General features: G+C 53.9%; 22 protein-coding genes. 16 read left to right on the top strand and 6 right to left on the bottom strand.

Features of this window, described 5'->3' with window-relative positions; genetic code table 11:
• Positions 1-36: 36 nt before the first annotated feature.
• Positions 37-267 (top strand): hypothetical protein, encoded by a 231-nt coding sequence (locus CFLAV_RS13355; RefSeq protein WP_007415267.1) that lies wholly within the window; start codon positions 37-39, stop codon positions 265-267.
• Between the two features lie 483 nt (positions 268-750).
• Here CFLAV_RS13355 and CFLAV_RS13345 read toward each other — a convergent pair whose 3' ends face one another.
• The 5 genes from CFLAV_RS13345 to CFLAV_RS34110 all read right to left on the bottom strand — a co-directional run bounded on the left by CFLAV_RS13345 (position 751) and on the right by CFLAV_RS34110 (position 11,455).
• Positions 751-1,710: an HTTM domain-containing protein gene (locus tag CFLAV_RS13345; protein WP_083808914.1), complete on the bottom strand. Its 960-nt coding sequence runs from the start codon at positions 1,708-1,710 to the stop codon at positions 751-753.
• Positions 1,655-2,212 (bottom strand): hypothetical protein, encoded by a 558-nt coding sequence (locus tag CFLAV_RS13340; protein WP_040548543.1) that lies wholly within the window; start codon positions 2,210-2,212, stop codon positions 1,655-1,657. Before CFLAV_RS13340 ends, CFLAV_RS13345 begins: the two co-directional genes overlap by 56 nt.
• Positions 2,213-2,652: 440 nt before the next feature.
• On the bottom strand, positions 2,653-8,400 hold the full coding sequence (locus CFLAV_RS13335) for an RHS repeat-associated core domain-containing protein (RefSeq protein ID WP_007415263.1): 5,748 nt from the start codon (positions 8,398-8,400) through the stop codon (positions 2,653-2,655).
• Between the two features lie 13 nt (positions 8,401-8,413).
• Positions 8,414-10,831, bottom strand: a complete 2,418-nt coding sequence (locus CFLAV_RS13330; protein ID WP_007415262.1) for a thrombospondin type 3 repeat-containing protein — start codon at positions 10,829-10,831, stop codon at positions 8,414-8,416.
• A gap of 258 nt (positions 10,832-11,089) precedes the next feature.
• Positions 11,090-11,455 (bottom strand): helix-turn-helix domain-containing protein, encoded by a 366-nt coding sequence (locus CFLAV_RS34110; RefSeq protein ID WP_007415261.1) that lies wholly within the window; start codon positions 11,453-11,455, stop codon positions 11,090-11,092.
• Positions 11,456-11,950: 495 nt separating this feature from the next.
• On the opposite strand from CFLAV_RS34110, the gene CFLAV_RS13320 reads away from it, so the two are divergent.
• A complete protein-coding gene (locus CFLAV_RS13320; protein ID WP_007415259.1) occupies positions 11,951-12,577 on the top strand; it encodes a hypothetical protein in 627 nt (208 codons plus the stop codon).
• Positions 12,578-12,872: 295 nt separating this feature from the next.
• On the top strand, positions 12,873-14,534 hold the full coding sequence (locus CFLAV_RS13315; RefSeq protein WP_007415258.1) for a 30S ribosomal protein S1: 1,662 nt from the start codon (positions 12,873-12,875) through the stop codon (positions 14,532-14,534).
• Positions 14,535-14,642: 108 nt separating this feature from the next.
• On the opposite strand, the gene CFLAV_RS13310 is transcribed toward CFLAV_RS13315, so the two are convergent.
• Positions 14,643-15,176, bottom strand: coding sequence for a hypothetical protein (locus CFLAV_RS13310; protein ID WP_007415257.1), 534 nt, complete (start codon positions 15,174-15,176; stop codon positions 14,643-14,645).
• A 546-nt stretch (positions 15,177-15,722) separates the two neighbouring features.
• Between CFLAV_RS13310 and CFLAV_RS34105 the strand changes: the two genes are divergently transcribed.
• The 13 genes from CFLAV_RS34105 (at position 15,723) to CFLAV_RS13245 (ending at position 26,327) form a co-directional block, all read left to right on the top strand.
• Positions 15,723-16,388 carry a HEAT repeat domain-containing protein gene (locus CFLAV_RS34105; protein ID WP_083808912.1) on the top strand — a complete coding sequence of 222 codons (666 nt, stop codon included), beginning with the start codon at positions 15,723-15,725 and terminating at the stop codon, positions 16,386-16,388.
• Positions 16,328-16,678: a HEAT repeat domain-containing protein gene (locus CFLAV_RS34100; protein WP_083808910.1), complete on the top strand. Its 351-nt coding sequence runs from the start codon at positions 16,328-16,330 to the stop codon at positions 16,676-16,678. Before CFLAV_RS34105 ends, CFLAV_RS34100 begins: the two co-directional genes overlap by 61 nt.
• Positions 16,647-17,153 (top strand): HEAT repeat domain-containing protein, encoded by a 507-nt coding sequence (locus CFLAV_RS13295; protein WP_040548538.1) that lies wholly within the window; start codon positions 16,647-16,649, stop codon positions 17,151-17,153. The genes CFLAV_RS34100 and CFLAV_RS13295 overlap by 32 nt, the downstream gene beginning before the upstream one ends.
• Positions 17,153-18,271, top strand: coding sequence for a response regulator (locus tag CFLAV_RS13290; protein ID WP_007415253.1), 1,119 nt, complete (start codon positions 17,153-17,155; stop codon positions 18,269-18,271). Before CFLAV_RS13295 ends, CFLAV_RS13290 begins: the two co-directional genes overlap by 1 nt.
• Before the next feature lie 21 nt (positions 18,272-18,292).
• Positions 18,293-18,643, top strand: coding sequence for a hypothetical protein (locus CFLAV_RS13285; protein ID WP_007415252.1), 351 nt, complete (start codon positions 18,293-18,295; stop codon positions 18,641-18,643).
• A 29-nt stretch (positions 18,644-18,672) separates the two neighbouring features.
• Positions 18,673-19,362, top strand: a complete 690-nt coding sequence (locus CFLAV_RS13280; RefSeq protein ID WP_007415251.1) for a hypothetical protein — start codon at positions 18,673-18,675, stop codon at positions 19,360-19,362.
• A gap of 286 nt (positions 19,363-19,648) precedes the next feature.
• The gene (gene tyrS, locus CFLAV_RS13275; protein ID WP_007415250.1) at positions 19,649-20,929 is read left to right on the top strand and encodes a tyrosine--tRNA ligase; all 1,281 of its coding nucleotides are present in this window, start codon (positions 19,649-19,651) and stop codon (positions 20,927-20,929) included.
• Positions 20,930-20,963: 34 nt separating this feature from the next.
• The gene (locus CFLAV_RS13270) at positions 20,964-21,260 is read left to right on the top strand and encodes a hypothetical protein (RefSeq protein ID WP_007415249.1); all 297 of its coding nucleotides are present in this window, start codon (positions 20,964-20,966) and stop codon (positions 21,258-21,260) included.
• An 86-nt stretch (positions 21,261-21,346) separates the two neighbouring features.
• Positions 21,347-21,766: a GNAT family N-acetyltransferase gene (locus CFLAV_RS13265; protein ID WP_007415248.1), complete on the top strand. Its 420-nt coding sequence runs from the start codon at positions 21,347-21,349 to the stop codon at positions 21,764-21,766.
• A gap of 84 nt (positions 21,767-21,850) precedes the next feature.
• Entirely contained in the window at positions 21,851-22,504 is a 654-nt protein-coding gene (locus CFLAV_RS13260) for a hypothetical protein (protein ID WP_007415247.1), read from the top strand.
• Positions 22,505-22,682: 178 nt separating this feature from the next.
• A complete protein-coding gene (locus tag CFLAV_RS13255) occupies positions 22,683-25,442 on the top strand; it encodes a DNA translocase FtsK (RefSeq protein WP_007415246.1) in 2,760 nt (919 codons plus the stop codon).
• Positions 25,396-25,968: a hypothetical protein gene (locus CFLAV_RS13250; RefSeq protein ID WP_007415245.1), complete on the top strand. Its 573-nt coding sequence runs from the start codon at positions 25,396-25,398 to the stop codon at positions 25,966-25,968. The genes CFLAV_RS13255 and CFLAV_RS13250 overlap by 47 nt, the downstream gene beginning before the upstream one ends.
• A gap of 65 nt (positions 25,969-26,033) precedes the next feature.
• Positions 26,034-26,327 carry an antibiotic biosynthesis monooxygenase family protein gene (locus tag CFLAV_RS13245; RefSeq protein ID WP_007415244.1) on the top strand — a complete coding sequence of 98 codons (294 nt, stop codon included), beginning with the start codon at positions 26,034-26,036 and terminating at the stop codon, positions 26,325-26,327.

Raw genomic sequence — 26,327 nt, 5'->3', positions numbered from 1 at the left:
GGAACAGAAGATAATAATATAACTCTCAATAATCATATGAAGTTCATCAAGTCCCTGACCATTGCCGTTTGCGCTGCCGCGCTCCTCGCTTCCCTCACCATCGCCAAAGCCGACGACAAGAAGGCTGACAAGAAGGGCTGCTGCGAAGCCACCGTTGAAGCGGGCAAGAAGTGCGACCATAAGTGCTGCCAGAAGGCCGCTGCCGAAGGCAAGGTCTGCAAGAAGTGCCATAAGGAAGAAAAGAAGGCCGACGCTCCTGCCAAGTAATTCAACTGTCACTTTTTACACATGCCAGCAGACTTCCTGCTGGCATTTTTGTTGTACGGACTGGTCTCCCCTTAAAACTGAATGAACACGGACCGGAACTGAATGTTTTCTGGATCCGCCAGAAGGCGGATTGGGTGCCGGAGTGGGATGAAAACATTCCACTCCAGGGAAAGCCCGAGCTTTCCCAAACAGCGCTAGAACCAGATGGGTGACTGAACGGATCGCTTCAATGAAAGCGGGTCCGGAATCAAAATTGAAATGACGGGTTCGAGTTGGCACTTAAGAAAACCAGCTCCTTGGCAGTCGTAAGCAACCCAAAAGAAAAATAATTGGGAACGATACCTTTTTATCTCTTGACCCAATGCCCTAATGGGCGAGCCCTTTTTGGCATGAGTGCCATCGTATCTAGGCGTGTCATTCATAACCCATCATTCCGGTTCATACCCCTTTATGAATCGCTCTGTCAACGAAGCTGGCACGGCACTATTCGTGAGCAAGCCTCGTGAATACCTTTCCAAGATTTTGGAACAAAGCGTTTCCATATCGCTGCACCATAGCGGGATTTACAAAGAGCACGTAAGCACAGACGCAATTCATAAATTCCGGGATGTTCAGCAGCACAGCGATGGAAAGATGGAAGAGGAAACCTGCGGCAAAAGCGTAAACCTGAAGCCGTTTATTGAATAGCATCAGGGGCATTGTCAGTTCCAAGAGGATCACACTCCAGGTCAGGAGGGTGAACAGGCCAGCAGGAGGATTAAGGCGCACAAAGGAAAAGGCCAGAGGCGTTCCCCAGGGGCCGATCAGGGTCCAGTGCATCATCTCCCCGGTGTGCCAGTAAGGGCTGATGAGCTTCCAGAATCCTGCGCCAAAATATAAAAAGCTCATTTGGATGGTGATCAGGCGGATGGCCCAGATGGATACGCCCGGTTCTCTGCCTTTGCCGGGAACGGCACGTTTGCCAAGCGCCCAGGCACCATCGAGCCGGGCAAAGCACAGGATTACCAGCAGGATCAGGTTGAGGCGATCGAAGGAGGTATTGTTGGTGGCAAAGTTCAGGGTGAAATAATAGAAGTAGAGCAACAGCACCAAGGGTGTTAGAAAAAGCGTTTTATAGCCGAGAGTGAAGCCGAAAATTACGAGGAGGGTGAATAGATAGAGGAGCCAGGCCCAGAATACGGGCAGACCAAGGTCTGGCAGAAGGTAAGGAGCGTAGACTCCGTGGTTGGAGAACAGGAGTTCCACGTTGGGGGCAAATGCAAGAAAGTAAGCCAGCAGATAGAGGCCAAAGAGAATGCGGAAAGCCGCCAATGAATGCGGGGGCACGTTCCGGAACCAGAAATGATTCCAGGCACTTCTGAACGTCTGGACCTGACCCATGGAACGGTCATTCGGCGATGATCCAGAAATGTCTTTCCGCTCCCTTGGCTGTTTGCTGGGCATAAAAACCGTCGGCACTTCTCGGCCAGGTTAGCGACTGGAGACCGACCTTGGCAAGGCAGTCCTTTGGATGGAGTTGATTGTAGCGATCCTTGATCCGCCGGCCCATGAACTGCCAGGCATCGTTATGCTTCTGGTGGTCGGGAAGCCTGTATTGGCGGTTGGCCCACATGCGACTGTTCTGATCACCGCGTGCGAAAGGAAAATAATCATCGGATGGCAATTGTTTCCAGTAAAACTCGCCAGTCTCGGGATTGGTGGCCTGCCCCCAAATGGTCAGCTGCGAGTTGTTGGTCTCGTAATAGGAAAAGACCCCAAAGATTTGAAAGGGGTCTTGCGCTGATTCAGGCAGAGGGAAAATTGGGATGCGAAATGATTGAATGGAGGAGTTGAAGATGACGGAGAGATTGGCATATAAAATTCCCACCACCAACAAAGATAAGATGACTGCTGGATCTTTAAAGGAATTTTTGGAGTTCTCAGCAGAAGTTACTTTAATGCTCATCAAGCTTGTTATTATATGATCCTGCCACATGCAAGAAATGGATGCCACAGTGTAATTGAGGCGCAATTCTCTCGGCTTGTGTGGAGGACAGCATTTTGCGGTAGATTTAGTGTAAATGCTAAGGGCCGACCTTTTGCCGACAACAACATCTTATATCCATGTGAGTGACGCTATCGGTTACGGGGCTGATTTTTATCGCTGGACTGACACCTTTGATCGATAAATAAGATTACAAGTATGGCGCATCCTCCTACCATGAATGCATATGAAGTTACAGGCTGAACGGTAAGCTGCCATACAATGCATGGCACGACGGAAAAGATCGCAATAAAGACTCTTTTCCACCTTTTTGATTGGTAAGAATATATGATAAAGCTGCTGAGAGAGCAAAGCAATCCCAGCACTACGAATATAGTATGCCAAGTCACAAGAAAATCCTATTACGGAGCCTTACTCTTGCACGCAGATATACAGCTATTGTAGCTGATGAGTAAATCCGCTTGTGCGGCAGCCCCAGCAAGGATACCCACAATTGCCCCCACACCAGTAGACTCTAACAATGCAACTCCCGTAACGACGCCAGCCGTTCCAATCGCCAAACCTGCAGTGCAGCAAGCCACGCACGTGCCTTGATGACAAGTATTACCCGGACACAAGCTCATCGTAATAGAACCCGCCGAACCCAAAAGGGCTGCCAGACCGCCCATCGCGCCAACTACGGGGAGAGGCAGTCTAATCGGCGGAAACCATCTTGCAAGACCGAATGGATCAACTCCTTCCATAGGATCGTTACCCACGAATTGATAAAGATTATAGCCTCCCAACTCACCCAACGGATCCCTAGTTAGCCATCTTTGCAAATTAGGATCATAGTACCGATGAAGATAGCAAACCAGTCCAGAATTCTGATGGAACTCTTTGCTTGAGAACTGGTAGAGATTGGCTTCCGCCAAGGGGCCGGATTTGGAAAGAATATTCCCGAATGGATCATACAAATATTTTGCAACGATGACCTGTTGGGCATTGATGAGGGCGGTTATATTTCCATTTCCATCAGCATGGTAGAAAGCGTTCTGCTGAGAGGCGCTATCGTTGCGGGCCAATAATCCACCGATACCCCCAGCTTTTTGTAATTTTCCGCTTAAATCATTTCCCCGTGTATAGGTAACAAGAAGGAGATTATTGGCATCCCGTTCCTGGATGACTAGATTGCCATCATAGACGTAGTGCACTTCATTAGTTTGCGACCAAGCGCTGCCCTGCCAGATAAACTCCTTGCGGATACGACGACGGAACTTGCCATCGTAGGTGAACTCGCTCTTCCAGGCGTTGGTCACGGTGACGCGGATGAGTTGATTTTCATCATCGTAATCAAAAGTGCGTTTTCCATCGCCAATCAGGTTGCCATTCTGGTCATAGAGATAAGTGGCGGTGACGGGCAGGTAGACCGTCACCGAGTTGGTATCGATGCGGCCCAGGCTATCATAGGCAATGGCGGTGTAGGTGTTGTTGCCATCGACCGGATGCAGACCACGCTGGGCAAAGGTGGAGTCCACGTAGCGGAGGGCTGGCGACCCATTCACGGTGACATTAGTGGCCGGAGACCCGGTGGTGCCGATGACGGTCAAGGTCGTGTTGGTATCGCGGATGACATTGGTCAATTCATTCAAGGAATTGACACCAAAGGTTTGCACCAGGGCATCATTGGTGCGCCGAATTAGATTGTGGGCAGCATCGTAACCGTAGCCAAACTGCTCATTATACTTGACGCTCGACCCTTTGGCACTGATGAGTTGCCCGACATTGTCATACTTGTAGATATTGGTAAGACCCGTGTGGACCTGATTCGTGCGCTCTCCAGCCAGGTCATAGAAATAGGTATGCGAATTTAAGGTGCCGTTGGTACTGTTGTTGAGCCAGGTGCCTTCCAACCGGGCCATGCCATCGGTGCCATAAGTATTGGTGATGTAGGCGCCATTGGGAAGCAGGAGCTTTTGCACCAAGAGGGACGGGGAATTGGGCTGGCCCGAACCATATTGATAACCAAATGCTCCGGCGGGAGAAGTCGTGTTGGTTAAGCGTCTCGCTCCATCGTAGGCATAAGTTTGGAACCAGTCCGAGGCGCTGGGTTGTTGCAGGCCCAGGCTGGTGCGCTGGCGGACGGTATAACCATAGGTAAGGGTGTCATTACTCCACGGACCATCTTCACTGAGCAGATCGCCCACGGCTGTATAGCCAAACTTGGTAGTTCCCACGGCGTCAACCATGTTGGTCAGGTGGTTAACTGCATCGTAGGCGAGCGAGATGGCCGGGCTTACGGGATAGGTCACATTGGTCAGGTTGCCCACGGCATCGTAGCCGTAGTAGGTGTTGAGCTTTTCAGCGCTCCAGCGATTGGTAAACCGCTGGTTGGCGTCATAGCGGTAGATGAGAATGACATTACCCAACTGATCGAGTTTGTTGGACACAGAGCCATAGAGGTCATAGTTCCAAGTGGTGATCTGGCCCTTGCCGTCAGTCAAGGTCTGGAGGTCGCCTGAAGGCTTATAGGAAAAGAGAGTGAATTCTGTGTTGGCATTGGTTTCCGAGGTCTTGCGCCCGGCAACATCATAACCATAAGAGGTGACTTCATTGATTTGATTGGTGTAATAAGCCAAGCCTTTGACGGAGTAGGCAAGCGACTCCTTTCCGCTATCGGGATAGGTGCGCTTGGTTGGACGATTCAAGTTGTCATACAGAATGTCCACCAAGACGCCATTGGCATCGACGATGTTGGTGGCCCGGTCCCGCAGATCAAAGGCGAGCGTTTGCACCCGGCCGAAGTAGTTGCTGACAGCATATTTTAGGCCCTGGTTATTGAACCAGTTGGTTTCGCTGTGGCTGGCATTGTCGACCGTGTTGGTCAATTGATTCATCAGGTTGTAATTGTTGGTCAGACTGCTGTTATCAGCCAGAACAGTGGCAATCAAACGGCTCGCATTGTCATAATAGTAATGCGTCCAGTTGCCCAGGGCATCCTGAATGCCGCTTAAAGCCCCGCAATCACAGTAATCGAAGATGGTCACCTTCCCTAAGGCATTGGTCCAGGCGGTCTGTTGGCGCAGGGAGTTGTAGCCATAGGAGTTGGTGAAGCCCATGCGGTCCACAACTCTCACGAGATCCAGTTTGTTATAGGTGTATTTGATGGCCCCACGGGGATCGCTGCTGTTCGTGATGCGCTGCAGGGCATCATAGAGGTTGGTGGTGGTAAGCCCACGCTCATCCGTATGTGTTTTCACCAGAGTCAAGTCATACGTGTAGGAATTGGTCTTATTGATTTCGACTTCAATATTGTTCACGAGCAGTCCATTTGCATCGTAAATGTTGGTAATGTTGAGACCTGCAGGGGTCTTTGTATTGATGAGCTGATAGGCAGCGTTGTAGGTGTAGGTCGTGATTTCATTCACGGCATTGGTCCAACGCAGCACCTGATGATTGGTATCGTAATTATAGGCGTTTAGAATTTCACCACTGGGCCCGATTTCCTGCAGCAGATCCTGGCCGTTGCTGTCATACACGTACTGGTTGGTCCGGGTACCAATGGTACCATCAGCCAGGGTGTAGCTGGAGAGGATGTTGGTGGGATAACCCCATTGATTGCGATCATACTCGGTATAGGAAGTAGAACCGTCGGGCAGCACTTGTCCAATCCGGGAAGGCAGTTTGCTGGTGCCCACCAAGATGGGGAGAACTGGCTCTTTGCCTGGATAGTCGTAGAAAGTAAACTGGCCATCAACGGTTCCCTCCGCATCCGGGCTCGGGGACCTTACCCAGCTGATGGTGTCACTAATGCTTGCAAGAGTCTCATGCAGCCAGTGCTTCATTTCCGCCTTTTTATAGTCGGCGAGCGGCAGATCCCCAAGGGTGGGATCCGCCAGGCTGGCTAGACCGGCAGCAGAAATGTTCTTGTACTGCAGCCGGTTCCAGTGAAAGCTGTTGCGATAGTAGTAGTAACTGGTTTCATAGGTATTGGGCCAGTTGGTGGGAACCAACTCCGCCGGAATGTCGAAAGGAAAATCTGGCGCATAATCCCGGTAGAGGAAAAGCTGCTGGGCAGCATTAGGCTCGGTAACGAGGACCGAGCGATTAAAATAGCCCTCAAGCATGAAAGCGATCGAGTCGAGCTGGAAGCTCGTGGTACCGTATGGTGTGGTCAGGTTGGTGATGGAACCATTGTCATCGTAGAGGAAACTGCTACTCATGCCGATCACATCAGTGGTGTTGGTGAGGAAGCCGCCATTGACATCGTCATAGGCCAGATAATTGGTCCGCCCGTAGGCATCCTCCATGGAGGTGATCTGATTGGGGTAGCTGGGATCGGCATAGCGCACGTAGTTGGTCTTACCATCTCCATCCACGAGATAGTTCAGGCGCACATGGCCTGTCATGGCATCATCCAAATAATCATAGTAGTAGCTGATATGGTTACCCGACGCGTCCACCTTTTGCGTGATGAAGGCGGTGTTGGCCGGGCCAAAATTGCTGAGAATGAGTCCGTAATTGTCCACGCTACCATTCGGGTAGAGCATGGCAAAATTGGTGATTACCCCCGCTCCATTAGTCTGGAATTGCATCTGTTCGGTGGTGAAGTAGGAGGTCATAAAGTTTTCCGTGTCGCTGGCCTTGAAGGTCAGTTCCCCTCCTCCCGCCACATAGAGTTTGGAGGACTCATCCGGCCAGTAGCCAGTGGGACTGTATTCAATGCGCGACATGAGGGCGGAGTTCCAGCTCGGTCCCAGGCTGAAGAAATAAGGCAGTTGCGGCCGGGTATCGCGTTGTTTATAGAACATGGTGAAGGAGACCCGTGGCCCTTTGGCGGGCTGATAACCCAGAGGCTCATCCTGCATCCAGACCGATTCATAGGGTTCGGACACCCACCAGATGGGCATGCCGATGCCGCTGGCCAGTTCAATGTGGCTGGCCGCGTCATTGTCACTCAACTTCGTACAAGTGGGGCACCCATTTTGGGGGCTTGGTCCTGCACTTGGTCCGTGACCTGGTCCTGGTCCGTGTCCTGGCCCTGGTCCATTACCTGGCCCTGGTCCATTACCTGGTCCTGGTCCATTACCTGGTCCTGGACAGCATGCAGGACAAGGATTGGTACAGGGAGGGCCACTATTGGTGGAATTAAAGGTATTGGGAGCGCCTTTGCCGAAGATCTTGCTGGCATCCAGGGCAGCCAATTGATGATAACTCGGGGAGAGTTTGTTGCTGCTCAGGAGGAAGAAACCGCTAGCTTCGGCATTGATGGCCTCACTGCTGAGCCATTGCTCATGGCCAAAGGTCGGGTCGGTGACCTTGTACTTATCCCCTCTTTTGGCCAGGATGGAGGCGTAGTGGTTCTGCTTCAAATGGACCACGGAGGGCACCACGAGTTCCTCTCCTTCCACACGCTGGGCCGGCACCAGATCCAGTTCATACTTCTGGGAAAGTTCACCCAGTTTGGAAAGGGAGAAGCCGGTTTCCGGTGAAGCCATGCCCACGAGTTCGTAGCCCTTGAACTCCTTGCCCTTGAGTTCCTTCCCCACATTCCACAGCGCCAGTGAGCCACAGCGGTAGGAGCGGCCCGAGTTGTTGGCCATTACCCGGAAGGCTTCGTAGTTGGAGTTGAATAACTGTTGCAGCGGCCCGCGGTCCAGTCGCCGCCCCTTGGTTTCGGCATAGATTTCAGTCAACCGCTCCACCCTTCCCAGGCTGGTCAACAGTTCCGTCCAATTGGCCAGCGTGTAATCGGCCACCCGCTTGCCATTGCCCTCCATTTTTTTGGTGACAGCCCAGGCCTTCTCCCAATGTTCCAAAGCCAGGCTGTAATGCCCGTTGTTGCGGTAATAGCGGGCCAATAGGGCTTGCATGGACGGGGTCCAGGCGGAATCGGGATATTGCTTTACAAACTCCTGGAGCACACCAAAGCGCTCTTCGGGCTTCACTCGCGCCAGGGTTTGGAGGCTATTCCAGAGCTCCTGTGTCTCATTGGGCGCGGGCGGCTGCTCGCCCACCCAGAGAATGGGGGCCTCAAAGAGATGATACTGGGAAATTTGAGCTGCAGCGTCCTCCGCCTTGGGGACAGTGGTCTCAGCCGGAAGGGAAGTGCCGGCGGCAAGAAGCGCCATTCCCAGTGCAACACCCAGATATTTGGCTAATGATTTCATAGGTTTGGAAAAATTATGGGGTTAAAAATTGTTGATTAAGGCAGGATGGAGTTGTTCCTGGGATTGGTGATGATGACGTGAAGGCCAAGATCATTGGGATCGTGAGGATTGGTGCCGTTTGGTATTCCTGCAAATTGGTCCAACCATCACCGTCTGGGTCGGCTGAAGCATCGCTGGGATCATGGGGATTCAGTCCGTATTGAATTTCCCACCAATCCGGAATGCCGTCGCCATCGCTATCGGTAATGGTCGATGACATCGGAAGCACAACCTGGAGTCCACTGATAAGGGCATAACCCGAGGCATCCGGCTGCACCGTGAAAACCACGGGCTGGTTGGTCATGACCGACACGGCACGGAACACAACATATTGCTGGCTTTCCTCCCAAACGGTGGTTTTCCATCCGGCTCCCCAGATGGTGGTGCCCTTGGTCACGTAGCTGTTGGTGCCACAGGTGAGCTGATAAACGCCATTGTCTAGGTTGGTGCCGCTATGGCCATAAACGTAGAAGTCGTAGGTGCCATTGGCCAGATTGGTGAGGGTTACAAGGATGTTGCCCGCGCTCTTGGCATAGATGTAGGGGCCATACATGCCATCGGCCACGAGGTTGTTGGAAACGCCCGGCGCATTGGTCACGGTCAAGCCCACGGCAGAGGTGTAGCCATCGGACCATTTCAGATTGGCAACGGAATTGAGGGCTGAGGAACCGGGAACATTGTAGCCATTCCAGACGTCGCTGGTGGTGAGGCCCACGGCCGCCTTGCCGACCTTGGCGGCGGTATTGGTGCCAAAATTGATGTCGATCAGGCTGGCGATGGGCGGAGTCGAGTTGGTGATGGCGCTGGAAAGCACCATCTGCAGACCGCAGAGGATGGGGTAACCGGCATGATCCGGCAGCACCGTCAGGACGACCGACTGGGTGCTGACGACGGAAACGCTGCGGAAGGTGACGTATTGCTGGCCTTCCTCCCAGTTGGTCGAGTTCCAGCCCGCATAAATGGTGGTGCCGTTGGTGCCGTAGTTGGTCGTGCCGCTGGTGAGCGTGAAGGTGCCGTTGTCGGCATCCGTAGGACTGTGGCCATAGACATAGAAGTCGTAGGTGCCACTGGGCACATTGGTCAGCGTGACGGTGATGCTGCCGGGCTGGGCCTGGGAGTAGATGTAGGGGCCATACATGCCGTCGGCGACCCCGTTTCCCCATTGACCAGCGCCATTCACAACCGTGACACCTGCCCCGGAATTATTGGTGTCGGACCATTTCAGGTTCGTAATCGCAGCGGGGGTGATGCCGGGAAAGTTATAGCCGTTCCAGTAATCGTTCGTAGTTTGACCTACGGCGGCAAAACCGATCTTGTTGGTGGTGGCGCCACCAAAGTTGATATTCAGGAGTGGCGCACTGACAATCAAGTAGTCGAGCACCACGCCCGGTTTCTGCAGCGGACCCTGGGCCAGGAGAAATGGTTTGGCCGATCGAGTGGAATCCTTGGCTGGTACTGAGGCTTGCAAAAGGGCCTGCTTGAGTGTCTTGTGCTGGCGCGGGGTCAGGCTGGCCGTCTCGGGCGGGAGGTTGTCCAGTTGTGGTTTGAGCAAGGCATAGGGGGTGGATTCGACAAGGAAATCACGGCCTTCCAACTTCTGCCAGCTTTTGCCAACCGGTATCTGGGCGGAGGAGTCGCCCAGAGTGAAGGCCTTGCCCAGGCCGATGCGCATGGTGTTAAATAGAATCGATTCATCCCCCAGGGTGTCCTCTCCTTGAATATTGGCGGCTTGATTCAGGGCCCGCAGGTCCACGGTTGATGGGAGTTTGCGGGGAACGGGGGGATTCAAAAACTCGGTCAATACGGCCAGGCGAGTGGTAGCTGCGTTCAGTGAGTATTTGCTTGGTGCAGGTAATTGTTTTCTTATCACAATATCCTGCTCCATTGAGGTTTCCGTATAGGTGTAAACGACGTCGGCGGAGGCTCCGTCAAAGGCGTTGCGGTAGATGATCTGGTTGGGCGGGAGGAGTTCGCCCTGGCAGTCCTTCAGGTTGGCAAGGAGGACGCTCTGGCCGGTGGTCGGATCATAATAAGCCAGGCCCAGAATATGGCTGCGGAGGCGCTGGCCATCGGCCATGACCATGTCCACGGCCCAGGGAGTATTGAGGCTGGAGGCAAAACCAACATGATGCGGTCCAAAATCTGCCGCTGCGCCGTTGCCTTCTATTTTGATCTTGCGTTCCTTAGCAGGCTGGCCGCTCGAAGCATCGACCACCGCAGGCTGGGCCAGGGCTGCTTGTTGCAATGAAGACGAGCCAACTAGCGTATTGGTCCTCTGGAATTCAGTCATGGAAGCGATCGGCGCGGACGACTGTGGGGTGACGGCAGCGTAAGCAGGGAGGCCGAGGAGGAGGAGGGTTGCGCAGGGCAATAGTTTTAGTTTTGAGATCATAGTGACTCCTGGAAATGGGCGTAAACTGGTTTGAGCGCCGGCTTTCATACATTTTTATCTCTCGCAATGATGGATGTAGTCAGCAGGGGCAACAAGGGAATTGAAGTATCTGGTACGGACATTTCGTATCTGGTACGGACATTTTGGAGGATGGAGGGCTGTTTTGGATTCTAATTTTTGAACTTTCAATCAAATGAATGAGGGGCCGATTAAAAATTTGGTGGCGAGCGGCAGATTTTACAAAAAAATCAGGGGCTTTCACGAGAGGTCAGTGTTGTGATTTTGAGTGTTCCGAGAAGCGCGGCAGTTGATTATCTGGAGATATTCAGTGGGGGTAATGCCGTGACGGCGTTTGAATTCGCGTGAAAAGTGGCAGGCTTGCTTGAAGCCGAGCTGGAAGGCGACACTTTTAACGCAATGGTTCTCCTCAAGCTGGTGCATGGCATCGATCAGGCGTCTTTCATGCAGCCAATGTTGCGGGCTGCATCGGAAAAGTTTTTGGGTGTAGCGCTGTAGCTGGCGGGGGGAGATTTTTAATTTCCTGGCAATCCGGGCGGCGTTGTAGGTGGTTTCCCTGGCGATTTCGAGCCAGAATAGAAGATTGAACAAATCTGTAGTGGCCATACGACTTTTATCAGATCAGATCAGATTAAGTATTATGGAGCCGCCCCGTGGAGGGAATTCAAGTTCCCGCCCAAGGAGTCTCTTCTATATATACGGACTGAGATGGAGGAATCTTTCAAAAATTTTCATTTATTTTAAAAGCCGGTAGTGACGCGCGGGTCTCCGCTGCCATGGGCTCATTAATTTTGGGTGAATGCGGTTTTTGATCTCCTTGGCCGAAAAGGGGTCACGGCAGGTTATTTACATTTTTCTCTTTTGTTTGAGGCAATTGGGTTTTGATTTCGCCATGAGCAGAGCAGCCTTTCTGCCCCGGAGCAAAAACCCAGACAAGTTATTGCCTCCCCCCAACAGCGCACCTGCTAAAATGCTCATTGAGGCCCGTTTCGCGGAGCTATTCTTTACACCCTCATTGAAAACTGCGGTCGTCGCGAAGATGAGCTGTTTAGGCGTCAGGACACGCAACTTTTTCGTGAGATGATTGTTTAAGTCTGGAATATGAAGATTCGCACACCCTTAATTGTTCTTGCATCATTCACATTGGCGTTCGCTGGTTGTTCCAGGCACACACAGACAGCCACACAGGCAGCCGGTTTCCCAAAAAGCAATGATTTGGGAGTTATTGATGTTTCGAGCGGCAAGCCGACCAGTCACACCTTGGCCGATGGCCGGGCTTGCACCATTACGCCGACTCTTTTGCCAAATGGCAATGTCCACCTGAATACAACCATTGACGGGACCAATGGTTCGATCAAGACACAAACGAAACTGGATTTTGAAGCGCCAGCGGACCAGGGAGCTTGCACTTACGGTCTCGACAAAGGCACCATCATTACCGTGGCATTCACTGGTTATTCCAAGCACACGGCGGGTGTCCCAAAAAGGAGCGATTTAGGGGTTATTGTTGTTTCGAACGTCAAGCCGACCAGTCGCACGTTAGCCGATGGCCGGGCTTGCACCATCACGCCGACTCTTTTGCCTGATGGCAATGCCAGCCTCGCTGTAAAGGTCGACGGGGACAATGGTTCGGGGGAGGCAAAAGTCTTTCAAGCCCCGATTGATGGGCGCGCATACACCTTTGGCTTGGACAACAGCACCGTTATTACCGTGGCATTGCGCAAGTGACGCCTGACAGCGATTTTCAGCCCCAAGAGCATGTCCTTGAGGCTCTGCGGAGCAAAGGCCTAGACCGTTCAACCCCCAAATTTCGCTTGCATCCGTTGGGCGGGGGATTAGTGTACACCCTGCCTGAACACCGCGTGTGCGGCTGTTCGCGATAGGCTGAGAAAAGAAAAGTTAACGAATAACCTAACCCTCAACCTCCGTTGCCCTGCAACGTCTGGTCAGTTAGGCAATGGAGCCTTCGAAAGCGTCTTGCACGCTGAACAAGTCTCCCTGCAGTTGTTATCACAGTATAGTTATGCTCACAATGGAAGAAGCCATGAAGCAAAGCACAATGCGCTTTGCTGCTGGCGAAATTGTTAAAGGTACCGTCATCGAAGTCCGCCCAAAAGAAGTCATGGTGGACATCGGCTACAAAAGTGAAGGCGTCATCACCGCCAACGAATTTGATGACATCAAAACCGTCAAGATCGGCGATGAAATTGATGTCTTGATCGAAAAGCTCGAAGACAAGGACGGCATGGTCGTCCTCTCCAAGGAAAAAGCTGAATTCAAGCAGAACTGGGACAAAATTCTCACCATCTGCAACGAAGGCGGCACCATCACCGGCAAAGTCAAAGCTGTCGTCAAAGGCGGCCTGCTGGTCAACATCGGTGTCGAAGCCTTCCTGCCCGCTTCCCAGATTGATATCACCACGACCAAGAACCTCGCCAGCTACGTTGGCAATTCTTATGAGTTCAAGGTCGTCAAGATCAACCAGGAACGGCAAAACATTGTTCTTTCCCGCCGCGAACTGATCGAGCAGGAACGCAATGACCGCCGCTCGAAGCTCCTGTCCGAAATGACCCCTGGCGATATCCGCAAGGGCACGGTCAAGAACATCACCGATTTCGGTGCGTTCATCGACCTCAATGGCATCGATGGCTTGCTCCATATCACCGATATGAGCTGGGGCCGCATCGCCCATCCTTCCGACATCCTCAAGGTCGGCCAGGATATCGATGTCGTCGTCCTCGACATCAACAAGGAAAAGGAACGCGTCAGCCTCGGCCTCAAGCAGAAGCTCGCCAATCCCTGGGACAATATCGAAGCCAAGTACCCCATCGGCGCCAAGGTCAAGGGCAAGGTGGTCAACCTCGTGCCTTACGGTGCGTTCGTGGAACTCGAACCCGGTGTCGAAGGTCTCGTCCACGTCACCGAACTCTCCTGGACCAAGCGCATCGCCAAGCCTGCGGACGTCCTCAAGGCCGACCAGGAAATCGAAGCCGTCGTGCTCGGTATCAATCGGGAAGAGCAGAAGATCTCCCTCGGCGTTCGTCAGCTCGAAACCAATCCTTGGGACAAAGCCATGGACAAGTATCCTCCTGGCACCCGCGTCAAGGGCAAGATTCGCAACCTCACCAGCTACGGTGCTTTCATCGAGTTGGAAGAAGGTCTCGATGGTATGATCCACGTCTCGGATATCTCGTGGACCCGCAAGATCAATCATCCTTCCGAAGTCCTCAAGAAGGGCGACGAAGTCGAAGCCGTTGTGCTCGAAATCGACAAGGCCAATCAGCGCATTGCAGTTGGCGTCAAGCAACTCGCTGTCGATCCCTGGAGCAATATCGATCAATTCTACAAAGTCGGTGACCTCGTCACCGGCCAGGTCACCAAGCTCGCCAGCTTCGGTGCTTTCGTTGGTCTCCAGCATGAGATCGATGGCCTCGTCCACATCTCCCAAGTCAGCGAAGAGCGCGTCGACAAGATCAAGAACGTGCTCAAGGTTGGCCAGGAAGTTACTGCCCGCGTGATCAAGATCGACAAGTCCGATCGTCGTATCGGTCTCTCGATCAAGGCCGCCAGCTACTCTCCTGAACAGCTCAAGGCCGAGCAGGCCATGCTCGATTCGCTCAAGCCGGGCGAAGACCTCGTGGCCCTGCAGCACGCTTTCGATGCTGCCGACGAAGCCAAGGACTAACCTCCTCAAGGTTTAAAGCCAGATTCACAACAGGCGGATCGGAAACGATCCGCCTGTTTGCTTTTTTGGAAAAGCTTTCTTCACTGCTTTAAGCGTCTTCCTTGCCATCTACGCGTGAATGGCGTCGATCTCTCTCTTAAGCGCGTCGGTGTCGGTCTGCAGTCTGGCCTTGGCCCGCTTCTTCGTCCGCGTGATGGCCGCATCCACCTTTGCCTCCATGTCCGTAGCCGCCGCCACAAGGAGGGCGCACTTGCCCTTATCGAGGAATTCACCCAACTCCTTCAGATCAGACCGCCTCATACCTCCGGCCACGTGCCCAACGATTGCACCGGCTCCAGCTCCGAAAGCACCACCTCCGAGCAGTCCGGCGCCCAAGCCCACACCGAGCGGCGGAAACAGAGCAACAGCAGCCCCAACCGCCAGACCGACGACTAATCCGATTGCCCCACCATGACGGGTCGGCTCCTCCACCCGTTTGATGATGTTGACCTTCCCATCGGCGCTGTGGCAGAGCACTGCCGCATCATAGGTGTCGATGATCCCGAGGTCTGTGTAGAGCTTGCGGACGGCTTCAAAGTCGGCGAGCGCGTCTGCTTCACTATCGTACTGGTTGGCAAGTAGAACGAATGTATCGAGGGCCATAATATCTTCTCCTTTTGTTCAGTTGATTTGAATTAATCAACAATCCCATTCTACGACTACCCCGCGCTATTTCCGGTGTCAAGTTTGCCAGCCAGCCAACTCGATCAGTGGACAGTAAAGTTCTCAGCTTCCGCCATTGTGTCGCCATTCTGTCACAGCTACTTCAACTTGCCGTGCGCTGAACTGTCTCGTTGATTCCATCAGTCGAAAACACCACTGGCTTTGGATGGGTCCGTGATTCTATCACGCCGATCAAAGATACAAGGACACACGAAGTGCCTAATTCCGGTTCTTTTTCCCATTTCGGAAATTAATTTTTGGCATTCGGTGTAGGGCATATGAGTTGCTTAACAGCTTGTAACAGTCCGGGAACTGGCCTCTCGAATCTGTAGAAAACGGAAAAGTTTGATTATGTAAGTTATTTTGAAACAAAGCATTATAACTGAAAAGCAGCTATTATTCCAGACTGGTCGACTACCATTCTCCGCTTGGTTGGGTGAATTATGGTCAAGCACCTGTCAATTAATTTGGCATCTCGAAAATTGAATGCTCTGGTGGAACTTACAACGGCTTAAGTCTAGGAATCCTCAAACGCGTCGCCAGACCGTCGAGGCCATCGCTGCCACTGGTAATTCCAAGGCTTTCAAACCCATTCATGACGCCCTCAAGGACGAAGATTCCCAGGTCCGCCTCGCTGCCGCCAAGGCCCTTCCCACCTTCCGTGACGAACGCAGCGGTCAGGTTCTTGCTTCCGCACTCCTCCTTGATCGCAATGCCGAAGTTCGCGCCCAAGCCGCCCTCTCCCTGCGCTCGATCGCTGACAACCGCACCATCCCCGCCCTCGTCTCTGCGCTCAAGGACACCGATCACAATGTCCGTTGGCAAACCGCCACCACTCTCAATGCGCTCGGCTGGCGACCCGAATCCGATACCGAATTCGTCCTCCGCTCCGTCGCCATGGGGCAACATGAGGACGCCGCCGAGTACGGCAAAGTTGCCATCGAAGCCCTCGGCCAGATGTTGCTCGATAAAACCTCCCCCTCGTCGTCGCTCCATCGCAAACGCGCTCGGAAAAACTGGCGATGCCTCCGCCGTCAAATTACTCGAATCCGCGCTGAAGGGATGACGACACCCAAGTCCGCGTCGCCGCCATCGAAGGCCTCAGTCAAATCGGCCAGGCCTCCAGTGCCGGCTTACTATTGCCACTTTTGAAAGACAGGGACCACCACGTCCGCGCCGCCGCCATCGAAGCCCTGGGCCGCATGGGCGACGTCCGCATTATTGATCCCATCGCCCAAAAACTCCTGCAGGACTCCTCTTGGGACGTCCGCAAACTCGCCGTAGAAGCTTTGGGCCGCATCCGTCATGATCGCGTCACCGAACTCCTTTGTCTCGCCCTGTCCGATCAGGATAACGATGTCCGTCAGACCGCCGCCAACTCGCTTGGTCAACTTCCCGACCCGCGCGCCATTGGCCCCGCTCATCCTCGCGCTTACCGATGAAAACAGTTCCGTTCGGCAAGCCGCCAAAGCCGCCCTCCGCCAGATCGATCGCCAGTGGGAAATCTCAGAAACCGCGAAGCTGGTCATTCCGAAACTCGAAGACCGGGTGAAGCACAAGGACTACTGGGTCTCGCAAACTGCCGCTGACACCCTCGCGAAAATCAACGATATGCAACAACGGCATATCGAAGTCGCCGACCAGGTGGATCCCGAAAAGCAAAAGCGCGAACTCGCCATCGCCATGCTTACCGATACCTTGCGCGACATGGATCGCGACCTCCGGCAGGCTGCCGCTGAATCTTTGGGGCGTATTGCCGATATCGCAGTGGTGGGCCCACTCGTCTCCGCTTTGGATGACCATGACGAATGGGTCGGGCGCGCCGCCGCACTCGCCTTAAACCGTCTAAACTGGAACCCCGGCCCCGAGGACAGTAGCCGGGCGGATAAAATGAAATCGTTAATGCTAAAGGTCTGATGTCCACCGAAAATCCCAATCTAAAAAGAGTTCTCTTTGTGGACGATAGTCTCGAGTTTCTCCAGATGATCGAACGCATCATGGGCAACTGGAGCCAGGGCGAATGGAAAATCTTCCTCGCCCAAAACTCCGGCCAGGCCCTGCTCGCTTTGCAGGAGAACACCATGGACCTCGTGGTTGTCGACGTCCAAATGCCCGTTGTTGATGGCATTCAATTTCTCGCGCTGCTCAACCGCAAGTATCCCACCGTCCAAAAGGTCACTCTCAGCGCCTATGCCGATGAAAAGGCGCGTGCTGCCTGTCTGAGCAATGGCGCGGAGCTATTCCTGGAAAAGCCCCGCGATTCTCAGGGTCTGGAAATCATTTTCGGCACGTTACGTGAGTTGGCCCGTCAAAAGCCAGCCTCCGGGTTTCGCGGCGTCTTGCGTCAGGTCAGCCTCGAAGATGTCATCCAGATGGAATGTTTGAACCGCAATTCCTCCGTCCTTGAAATCCAAGCTGGCAAATGGCACGGCAAAATGTACATCAGGGAAGGCGCCATCGTTCATGCCGAAGTTGGCAATCGCAATGGCGAAGCCGCCTTGAACAAGTTGCTCTCGCTCCGTGGTGGCGAATTCAACCTCAAACCTTTTACCGAACCGCCTCATCAAACCCTCGAAGGACAATGGGAGTTCCTCCTCATGGAAGCCGCCCGCGTCCGCGATGAAACGGCGGAAAAAGGCGATGTTGAGCCCACTGCGGCTGATGGACTTGAGGTCATTCCCGAGCCACCCACACAGTTTGTCATCACACCTGATGATATTCCTGACTTAATACCAGAGAAGCAGGACACTTCCCGTCCCGCCCAAATCAATGAAATGGTCATCTGCTCCGCGAAAGGCGAAGTGCTTTACGACTGGCAGAGTATGAATGTCAGCGAACGCATCAGCTTTCTCGAATTCCTCTCGCAAAAATCTTTGCAACTGGGTGAAGGTCTGAACCTCGGCGCTTTCGACCGCCTTGAGATTGAAGGATCACGCACCCGCATCGTGGCTCAGATCACTCCCGATCGCGGCATATTCCTGCGCACTTCACGCGGTCCGGCTGGCTCACCTTCACCCTCACCCAGCCGCGTGTAAAAACCCGCAACTAAATCATTCATGCACGAAGAAATCCAAAACTGGCTGGGTGAGAAAATCAAAATCTCCGGAGTCCTTGCATGTGGCGTCCGCTTTCCAGACCGCAAGACCTACACCCGCAACCAATCCGCTCAGTTTGAACCGGTCGCGCTTGAAAACGCTTGTCGCTGCCTGGCCGATACGTTCCAAGTCATCCATTCCAACCATTTTGCTGTCGAACACCTTCGTTGGATCTTCGGCGGCTATTTCGTTTACGGCTCGATGAGAGACGACGGTGCCTGCTTTTCCTTCATAACCCGTCGCGAAGATTCCCCACTAAAGACCGATGCCGTGAACCATCTCCTCGAGGAGTTTAAGAAGTTGCAGGCCTGAGCATCCGTCTCGTTGCTAATTCATATCCTATGAATGAATTCGAGTTTCAAAAGGACCCGCTCTCCCCTTTGGAAATCTCCGGCGCGATTAGCGCCAAGGTCATCCATGATCTCGCCAACATGGTCGGCGGGATCATTGGCAATGCGGAGTACGCTGCCGATGCCGCTGGCGATTCTCCCTCATTGAAAAAAGCCATTCAGGCCATCACCACCTCCGCTAATTCCGCCGGCCGGATTTTGGGCCAATGCCTTCCCTTGCAACGCTCTATTACTGGTGCTGCCTTCGCCTGTGATACCAATGAGCTGGCAAAAAGAATTGCCGCTGCCAATAGCTACGCTCCCGAGTGGCGGGTAAACGTCCCCTCCAATTTGAGAGGCCAGGTGCAAGCTCAAGGCCGCTGGCTCATCGGCGCAGTCTGGCAAATCGTTCGCGAAACGAAGGCAGTCCAGGGAGAAATGGATTTTCTCTGCGGCCCCGCTGTCTTCCCCGTCACCTGGCGCAGCCTCGGCCTCAATCAAGGCCGCCCCATCGATTTATTCCAAATCAACCTCCGCTACCGCTCCGAACAAACATTGCTTCCCCCTGACAACTCGGTAACCGCCGAGAACCCCGGCCTCTTCGCCGCCTGCGAACTCCTCCGCGTTTCCAAAGGCCAGATCCAATGCCGCACCAAATCCCCCGGCCGCCAGGAAATCTCCCTCCTCCTCCCGCTAACTTGAGGCGAACTGGTAACCACCGCGCCGGCAATCAATAATTGCGTTGGTAGGGAACGCGCTGCGCCGCTTCCGTGACCTCTCTTGCGCTCCCATCCTATTCATCGTGCCGAACGCGTAGGCGACCGCCGACTCAATCCCAACCGATACTCATCTTTCCATCGCGTCCTCAACTCAATTTTGTGTCTCCTCCTCTGTCCTCGCAAGCCGTCTTTTCCGTCTGCACTCCAATGGTCTTTCGTAATTTTTCATTTTTCATTTCCCTTTCCCGCGCATAACTTCTCCCTGCGGAATGAATATTTACGAAGAATTGGAATGGCGCGGTCTCCTGGCCGACTGCACGGATAAAGTCGAACTGCTGAAACGGCTCGCTGCCGGCCCCATCACCTTGTACGCCGGTTTCGACCCCACGGGAGACAGCCTCCACGTCGGCAATCTTGTTCCTCTCCTCGCCCTCCGACGTTTCCAACTCTTTGGCCATATTCCCATCGCACTCGCTGGCGGCGCAACCGGTTCCATCGGCGACCCCAGCGGCAAAACCGTCGAACGCCAGCTTCTCACCAAGGAAGTGCTCGACACCAATATCGCCAGTATCAAGGTCCAACTCCGCCGCTTGCTCGATTTCGATGCCGCGGCCAATCCCGCCCGCCTGCTCGACAACAACACCTGGACCGCTCCCGTCAGTTACCTGGATTTTCTTCGCGAAGTCGGCAAGCATTTCTCGGTAAACATGATGGTTGCCAAGGAAAGCGTTCGCGCCCGCATGGAAGACCGCGAAACCGGCATCAGCTACACCGAGTTCAGCTACATGCTGCTCCAAGCCTTCGATTTCTATCATCTCCGCAAGGAATTCAATTGCGAACTCCAAATCGGCGGCAGCGATCAATGGGGCAACATCACCGCCGGCAGCGATCTCTGCCGCAAAAAGCTCAGCGCTCACGTCTTCGGCCTCACCCTCCCGCTGATCACCAATGCCGACGGCTCCAAGTTCGGCAAAAGCGTCGCCGGTGCCATCTGGGTCGATGCCAAAAAAACCAGCGTCTATCGCTTCTACCAATTCTGGATTAATACCGATGACCGCGATGTCATTCGTTACCTGAAATTCTTTACCTTCCTGACGCAGGACGAAATCACAGCGCTGGAGCAACAGCACACTGCGAATCCAGGCGCTCGTGTAGCTCACAAAGCCCTGGCCAAAGCCATGACCGATCTCATCCACGGTGAACAGGCCACAACCGAAGCCATCCGTGCCAGTGAAATTCTGTTTGGCGGCGAACTCTCCGGCATTTCCGAATCCACCTTCAACGACATCGTCGGCGAAGTCCCCACCAAGGACCTCGAGAAATCCAAACTCGAAGGTGCTGGCATCCCGCTCGTCGAACTCCTCGTCCACTCCGGCCTCAGTCCTTCCAAAGGCCAGGCCCGAAAAGACATCGAAGGCGGCGGCGTCAACCTGAACAACGTTCGCGAAGCCAACTTCCAACGCCCCGTCACCACCAGCGATCTCCTCTTCGGCAAACACCTCCTCCTGCGCAAAGGCAAAAAGAACTACACCGTCCTCACCGCCCATTGATTCAAACTTCATCTTTTGCCTTAATCACACCACCATGGATTACATCACAAAAATTTTTATTCTCCTCTTCATCGTCATTGCACCATTCCTCACCGGCTGCGCCTCCGATCAAAGCGCCGCCGCCTTTGAATACAAAACAGTCATGGTCTCAGGCATACCGGACAGTGCCAACGGTTCACCAATCCATGTTATTCAGAACGAGACCATCGAACGGCTGCAAAGCCAGGGCTGGGAAGTTTATAAATGCACTGCATCTCACCCCTTGCCCGACATTTGCCACTACTATTACTCCCTCAGGCGTCCCAAAGCTCAAATCCAACCTGTCCCCTGACCGTACGTATATCCTGCTGTACCGCCCGCTCCCTCCGTATTTCTTGATCCGGAAATTAGTTTCCGCATCAATCAAACTCATCACGCATGAAATTTCGTCTCATCAATTCCCTCACGGAAAGCCAGACGCACGACTTGCATCAACTTTACCAGCAGGAATGGTGGTCCAAGGGTCGATCGCTGCAGGAAGTCACCACGGTGCTGGCTCACTCCGACCTGGTCTTTGGGCTTTGCGACCCAACCACCGAACGGCTCCTGGCTTTTACCCGGCTGTTAACTGACCGCGTGTTTAAAGCCATACTCTTTGACGTCATTGTTCATCAGGATCACCGCGGCGAAGGCCTCGGAACTGAACTCATGCAACAAGTCCTCAACCATCCCGTGGTTCAACAAGTGCAGCACGTGGAGCTTTATTGCCTTCCCGAAAGATTTCGCCTCTATCGCTCCCTCGGATTCACCGAGGAACTCGGCACCCTCAGGCTGATGCGTAGAAGTCGCTCCGCCTGAGCGCTCTTCGTGTGCTGCTGTCTTGACTTTTGACGCCAGACGGGATGAAATGCGCCAGCACCACGAACGTAGGTGCTTAATGGAATGCAAACGAAAAACTTGGAACAATTCATCTCAATGAAATTCAAACTCGCCCAGGTAATCCAGGTCGCATGCTTCGCCGTGGCCCTTATGCTGCTCACCACTGGCTGTCAAACCGACCGGACCAGCTCCACGCACGCTGACTTGCTCAAACCTGGCTCGGCGGCTGAGATCGACCTGAGCAAGTATCAGATTGCCACCGTCCTGCCGTTCGAGACCAAGAGTCCGGTTGACGCATCCATCGGCGTTAAATTCGCAAATGAGGTTGCCATCCGGCTCAAATCCGATTTTGGCCCCATCTTTCAAGACGTCCGTAAAGAGCTGCCTCCCTTAGGCACCAACAATGAACTGATCGTAACCGGCACCATCACCGATTATACGCCCGGTGACAGGTTTGCCCGATTCACGCTCATCGGAATGGGCGCAGCATCATTGAAAGGCAATCTCATCCTAAAGGATGGCGCTGACGGACGAATTCTCATGGACGCTCCGATGAGCAAACTCTGGGCTTGGGGCGGTTATATCGGTGGAAGCCGGGGCATTGAGGATATGGTGGCTGAAAGTCAGGCTTCTGTCGCCGCGACCGTTGCCCATGCCAAAGGCTGGCAACCTCCCACTCAATCTGAAAAAGCCAAAACTCAGGCCGCCAAACAATAGTTTTCCGAATAGGATTTGTTCAGCTTCATAATTTCGTCATGCGCGGCGACCTGCCCGGCCGCCGGCTTCATTATCAGTTTTTTTAATCTTCGCGCTTTCTCGTTTTTTTCACATTTCCTACATCAATCCTTAAACTTTCCGCTTTTATCCTGTCTCTCGCGCCTGTTAACCTGCTCCCATGGCTAGAAAGGCATCGCCTGAAAAGGCGTCCACACATCGCGGCTTTAATGACATTATCGGCATTGTGCTGGTAGGGTTTGCTGTGCTCCTGCTCGTCGCACTGATTTCCTACAATCCGCGGGACGTCTCGGCCAATGCCACCCCCCCTAACCATCCTGCTCATAACGCGATAGGACCATTTGGCGCCTGGCTTTCCTATATCTTTCTCCTCACCTTCGGTGTCTCCAGCTACGTCCTGCCTTTCCTCTTTGTCTTCGTCGGCCTTGGCTGCTTTCTGGAAATGCTCTCCTACGTCCGCCGCCGCTGGGCATGGACTCTCGTCATTTTCTTCTGTTGCATCGGCATGTTTGATCTTTACAGGGACTACCTCGAAGGCCTGCACAAAAAGCTGCGTGTCATGCCTGGCGGCATCATCGGCGTCAATCTCAACAACTACATCTTCAACTACTTCGGCACTACAGGCGCGACCATCATTTTCATGATGCTGTACTTCATTAGCATCCTGTTCCTCACGAACTTTCAGCTCGGCGCATGGATTCGTGCCCTGGTCAATCGCGACAAAACCGCCAATGGCAAAGTCTCCGGCCTCGCCACCAGCCCCGCTGGCCTGACCGACGATGAAAAGGCTCTGGAGAAAAAGGCTCGTGAGTTGGAAAAGCAAGCTCGTAAACTCCAGGAACAAGTCGATAAATCCAAGGCCAAGGAAGCCAAAGAACTCGCTAAAGATGCCGCCAAAGCTGATGCCAAAGCTGAACCCATGGCTGCCCCAATCGGAGCCGATTTGAAGCCGCTTCCCGAACCGACTGTTCGCGACCTCAGCGTTCCTCAGGCAAAGCCTCTCAACGGCAAGCCCAAAAAGCCGACCGCTCCCGAACCACTCAAGTCCCCTGAACCGCCAGCGGATGCCGTCGTCATTTCTGCCCGCGAACTCTCTGCCGCCTCCTCTGCTGATGTTCTCGGCCGGAAAGCTCCCACAAAATCCGAGGAACCCGCCGCCACTGAAATGGCCGCCAGGGTCAACGGTGAGGGCCAGCCAGTCGTCGACGGCGCTTCCGCTGAACCGGAAGTCAATATTGCTCCCGCAGCTCTCCCTTCCGCGCCCAAGCCCAAGCTGCAGCCCAAAAAGCCCAAGCCCATCACGGTTGCTGCCACGCCGATGATCGGTAACTACCAGTTGCCGCCCATGGATTTCCTGCAATACCCTGACATGACGTTGAAACCCACTGAGTCCAAGGAAGAACTCATGGCCAACGCCCGCCTCATGCAGCAAACACTCGCCCAATTCGATATCGAGGTGCAGCTCGGCGATATCACCAAGGGCCCGACCATCACCCGCTACGAACTCCACCCGGCTCCCGGTGTGAAGCTCGAAAAAATTGCCGGCCTCAATAACAACATCGCCGCGGCTCTCAAAGCCGAACGCATCAATATCCTCGCTCCCATCCCTGGCAAAAGCTCCGTCGGTGTCGAAGTCCCCAACGCCGTGAAGACCAAGGTCATCATGCGCGACCTCCTCGAATCCGAGGAATGGGCCAATTCCAAGGCCCGCATCCCGCTCGCTCTCGGCAAGGACGTCTATGGCCATCCCATCATCGCCGACCTCGCGGAAATGCCACACTGCCTGATCGCCGGCAGCACTGGCTCCGGCAAATCGGTTTGCATCAATTCCATCATCGCCTCGCTGCTTTACAAGTTTTCACCCGATCAACTCCGCTTCGTGATGATCGACCCGAAGGTGGTCGAGTTGCAGCAATACAACGCGCTCCCTCACCTGGTCGTGCCGGTCGTGACCGATCCCAAGAAGGTCATTCTCGCGCTCCGCTGGGTGGTCAACGAAATGGAAAAGCGCTATCAAATCTTCGCCAAGGTCGGCGTGCGTAACATCAAATCCTTTAACGAACGTCCCAAGAATAAACCAATCCCGACACCCGAACCTGAATTGCCGCTCATGGCGAAGAAGGAAAAGGTCGAGCCCGGTGCGGACGGTTTTGCGGTCGAAGTGGATGAACAAATCGTCGTCCCGCGCGAAGACGATATTGTCATTCCGGAAAAACTCTCCTACATCGTCGTCATCATCGACGAGTTGGCCGACCTCATGCTCGTCGCTCCCGCCGACGTCGAAATGGCCATCGCCCGCATCACTCAGATGGCCCGCGCCGCCGGCATCCATTGCATCGTCGCCACGCAACGTCCCAGCGTCGACGTCATCACCGGCGTCATCAAGGCCAACATCCCTGCGCGTATCGCCTTCCAGGTAGCTGCGAAGGTCGACTCCCGCACTATTCTCGATGCCATGGGCGCTGATAAACTCCTCGGCAAAGGTGACATGCTCTACCTCCCGCCCGGCTCCGCCCGTCTCATCCGCGCCCAGGGCGTGCTCATCACCGACCAGGAAATCCAGCATTGCGTGGACTTCATCGCCAAGCAGGGCAAACCGAGCTACGAAGTCGAAATCCATAAACAACTCCAGAAACCCGTCAGCAGCTTCGATGGTGGCGGTGGTGGAGAGAGTGGCATCGATGAAGATGAAGACCTCATCCAGCAATGCATCGAAGTCATCCGCAGCGAACAAAAAGCCAGCGTCTCGCTCATGCAGCGCCGCCTGCGTCTCGGCTACACCCGCGCTGCCCGCATCATGGATGAACTGGAAGACCGCGGCATCGTCGGCCCCAGCAAAGGCGCCGAACCCCGCGACATCCTCATCGACCTCGATGGCGAAGGCGCCGACGGCGGCGGCGAAGCCAGCCACGGTAAATAATCTCAGACCGTTCCGACGGTCAGAGTTATCACTTTTCTCGACAAATCTGCAGCTATTTTATAATTTTGGCTGGCAGGGTCGCTTGTTGGGATGCCACGAAATGGAGAATGAACTAACACCAGAGCAAAAGTTCAATGCGGAGTCGCCAGAGACGATGGTGCCGCGTGCACTTTTGCAAGGTCGAAATCACGAAGCTGTCATCGCTGATTTAATGCGTTTGGATTGGTCACCCAAAGCCGCACGGAAATTCGTGGAGCGCGTGGATGCTGATATCAAACGTTATCAAGCTTCACCAGAGAGCCGAGCTGCCTTGATCAAGGAATGTCTCCAGGAAATGATTGGCGGTTTAATCATTGTGTTCCTTGGAGTACTTATCACCATTTTGGGCTTTTTCATGTTCGCGGAAGGATATGTTTGGATAATCTTATGGGGCGTTATCATTTATGGTTTGATTACCACTCACAGAGGGCATGCTCGCTGGCGTCTATATCGAAAGGACATATTACCTCTTGCCCCAAACAAATAAAGCAGCACCCGCAACAAACCGCCTGCCTCGACAAATTCAGTCTTCCGCCTTAGCCTCTTGTCGCTATGATTCTCGAAGTCGCACTGCTCACGGTCCGTGAAGGAATGAACGAAAAATTTGAAACCGCCTTCCGTGAAGCCTCCTCAATCATCTCTTCAATGCGCGGTTACATCTCGCACGAACTCCGGCCCTGCATCGAAGACCAGCATCGTTACGCCCTTCTCGTTCAATGGCAGACTCTCGAAGATCACACAGTCGGCTTCCGTCAATCGCCCGAATACCAGCAATGGCGCCAACTCCTGCACCACTTTTACGATCCCTTTCCAACCGTCGAGCACTACGGCCCCTCGCTCATTTAA

This window comes from Pedosphaera parvula Ellin514 (assembly GCF_000172555.1).
Lineage (GTDB): Bacteria > Verrucomicrobiota > Verrucomicrobiia > Limisphaerales > Pedosphaeraceae > Pedosphaera.
The sequence above is the reverse complement of the archived record's forward strand: the minus strand, read 5'-3'. Positions and strand labels throughout refer to the sequence as shown.

Excerpts from the sequence above, each read along its gene's own strand:
- CFLAV_RS13255 (WP_007415246.1), top strand. The coding sequence starts at position 22,683 with ATGGCTAGAAAGGCATCGCCTGAAAAGGCGTCCACACATCGCGGCTTT.
- CFLAV_RS13290 (WP_007415253.1), top strand. The coding sequence starts at position 17,153 with ATGTCCACCGAAAATCCCAATCTAAAAAGAGTTCTCTTTGTGGACGAT.
- CFLAV_RS13310 (WP_007415257.1), bottom strand. The coding sequence starts at position 15,176 with ATGGCCCTCGATACATTCGTTCTACTTGCCAACCAGTACGATAGTGAA.
- CFLAV_RS13245 (WP_007415244.1), top strand. The coding sequence starts at position 26,034 with ATGATTCTCGAAGTCGCACTGCTCACGGTCCGTGAAGGAATGAACGAA.
- tyrS (WP_007415250.1), top strand. The coding sequence starts at position 19,649 with ATGAATATTTACGAAGAATTGGAATGGCGCGGTCTCCTGGCCGACTGC.
- CFLAV_RS13265 (WP_007415248.1), top strand. The coding sequence starts at position 21,347 with ATGAAATTTCGTCTCATCAATTCCCTCACGGAAAGCCAGACGCACGAC.
- CFLAV_RS13320 (WP_007415259.1), top strand. The coding sequence starts at position 11,951 with ATGAAGATTCGCACACCCTTAATTGTTCTTGCATCATTCACATTGGCG.
- CFLAV_RS13280 (WP_007415251.1), top strand. The coding sequence starts at position 18,673 with ATGAATGAATTCGAGTTTCAAAAGGACCCGCTCTCCCCTTTGGAAATC.
- CFLAV_RS13330 (WP_007415262.1), bottom strand. The coding sequence starts at position 10,831 with ATGATCTCAAAACTAAAACTATTGCCCTGCGCAACCCTCCTCCTCCTC.
- CFLAV_RS13285 (WP_007415252.1), top strand. The coding sequence starts at position 18,293 with ATGCACGAAGAAATCCAAAACTGGCTGGGTGAGAAAATCAAAATCTCC.
- CFLAV_RS13340 (WP_040548543.1), bottom strand. The coding sequence starts at position 2,212 with ATGAGCATTAAAGTAACTTCTGCTGAGAACTCCAAAAATTCCTTTAAA.
- CFLAV_RS13345 (WP_083808914.1), bottom strand. The coding sequence starts at position 1,710 with ATGCCCAGCAAACAGCCAAGGGAGCGGAAAGACATTTCTGGATCATCG.
- CFLAV_RS34110 (WP_007415261.1), bottom strand. The coding sequence starts at position 11,455 with ATGGCCACTACAGATTTGTTCAATCTTCTATTCTGGCTCGAAATCGCC.
- CFLAV_RS13270 (WP_007415249.1), top strand. The coding sequence starts at position 20,964 with ATGGATTACATCACAAAAATTTTTATTCTCCTCTTCATCGTCATTGCA.
- CFLAV_RS13250 (WP_007415245.1), top strand. The coding sequence starts at position 25,396 with ATGGCGAAGGCGCCGACGGCGGCGGCGAAGCCAGCCACGGTAAATAAT.
- CFLAV_RS13335 (WP_007415263.1), bottom strand. The coding sequence starts at position 8,400 with ATGAAATCATTAGCCAAATATCTGGGTGTTGCACTGGGAATGGCGCTT.
- CFLAV_RS34105 (WP_083808912.1), top strand. The coding sequence starts at position 15,723 with ATGCTCTGGTGGAACTTACAACGGCTTAAGTCTAGGAATCCTCAAACG.
- CFLAV_RS13260 (WP_007415247.1), top strand. The coding sequence starts at position 21,851 with ATGCAAACGAAAAACTTGGAACAATTCATCTCAATGAAATTCAAACTC.
- CFLAV_RS13355 (WP_007415267.1), top strand. The coding sequence starts at position 37 with ATGAAGTTCATCAAGTCCCTGACCATTGCCGTTTGCGCTGCCGCGCTC.
- CFLAV_RS13315 (WP_007415258.1), top strand. The coding sequence starts at position 12,873 with ATGCTCACAATGGAAGAAGCCATGAAGCAAAGCACAATGCGCTTTGCT.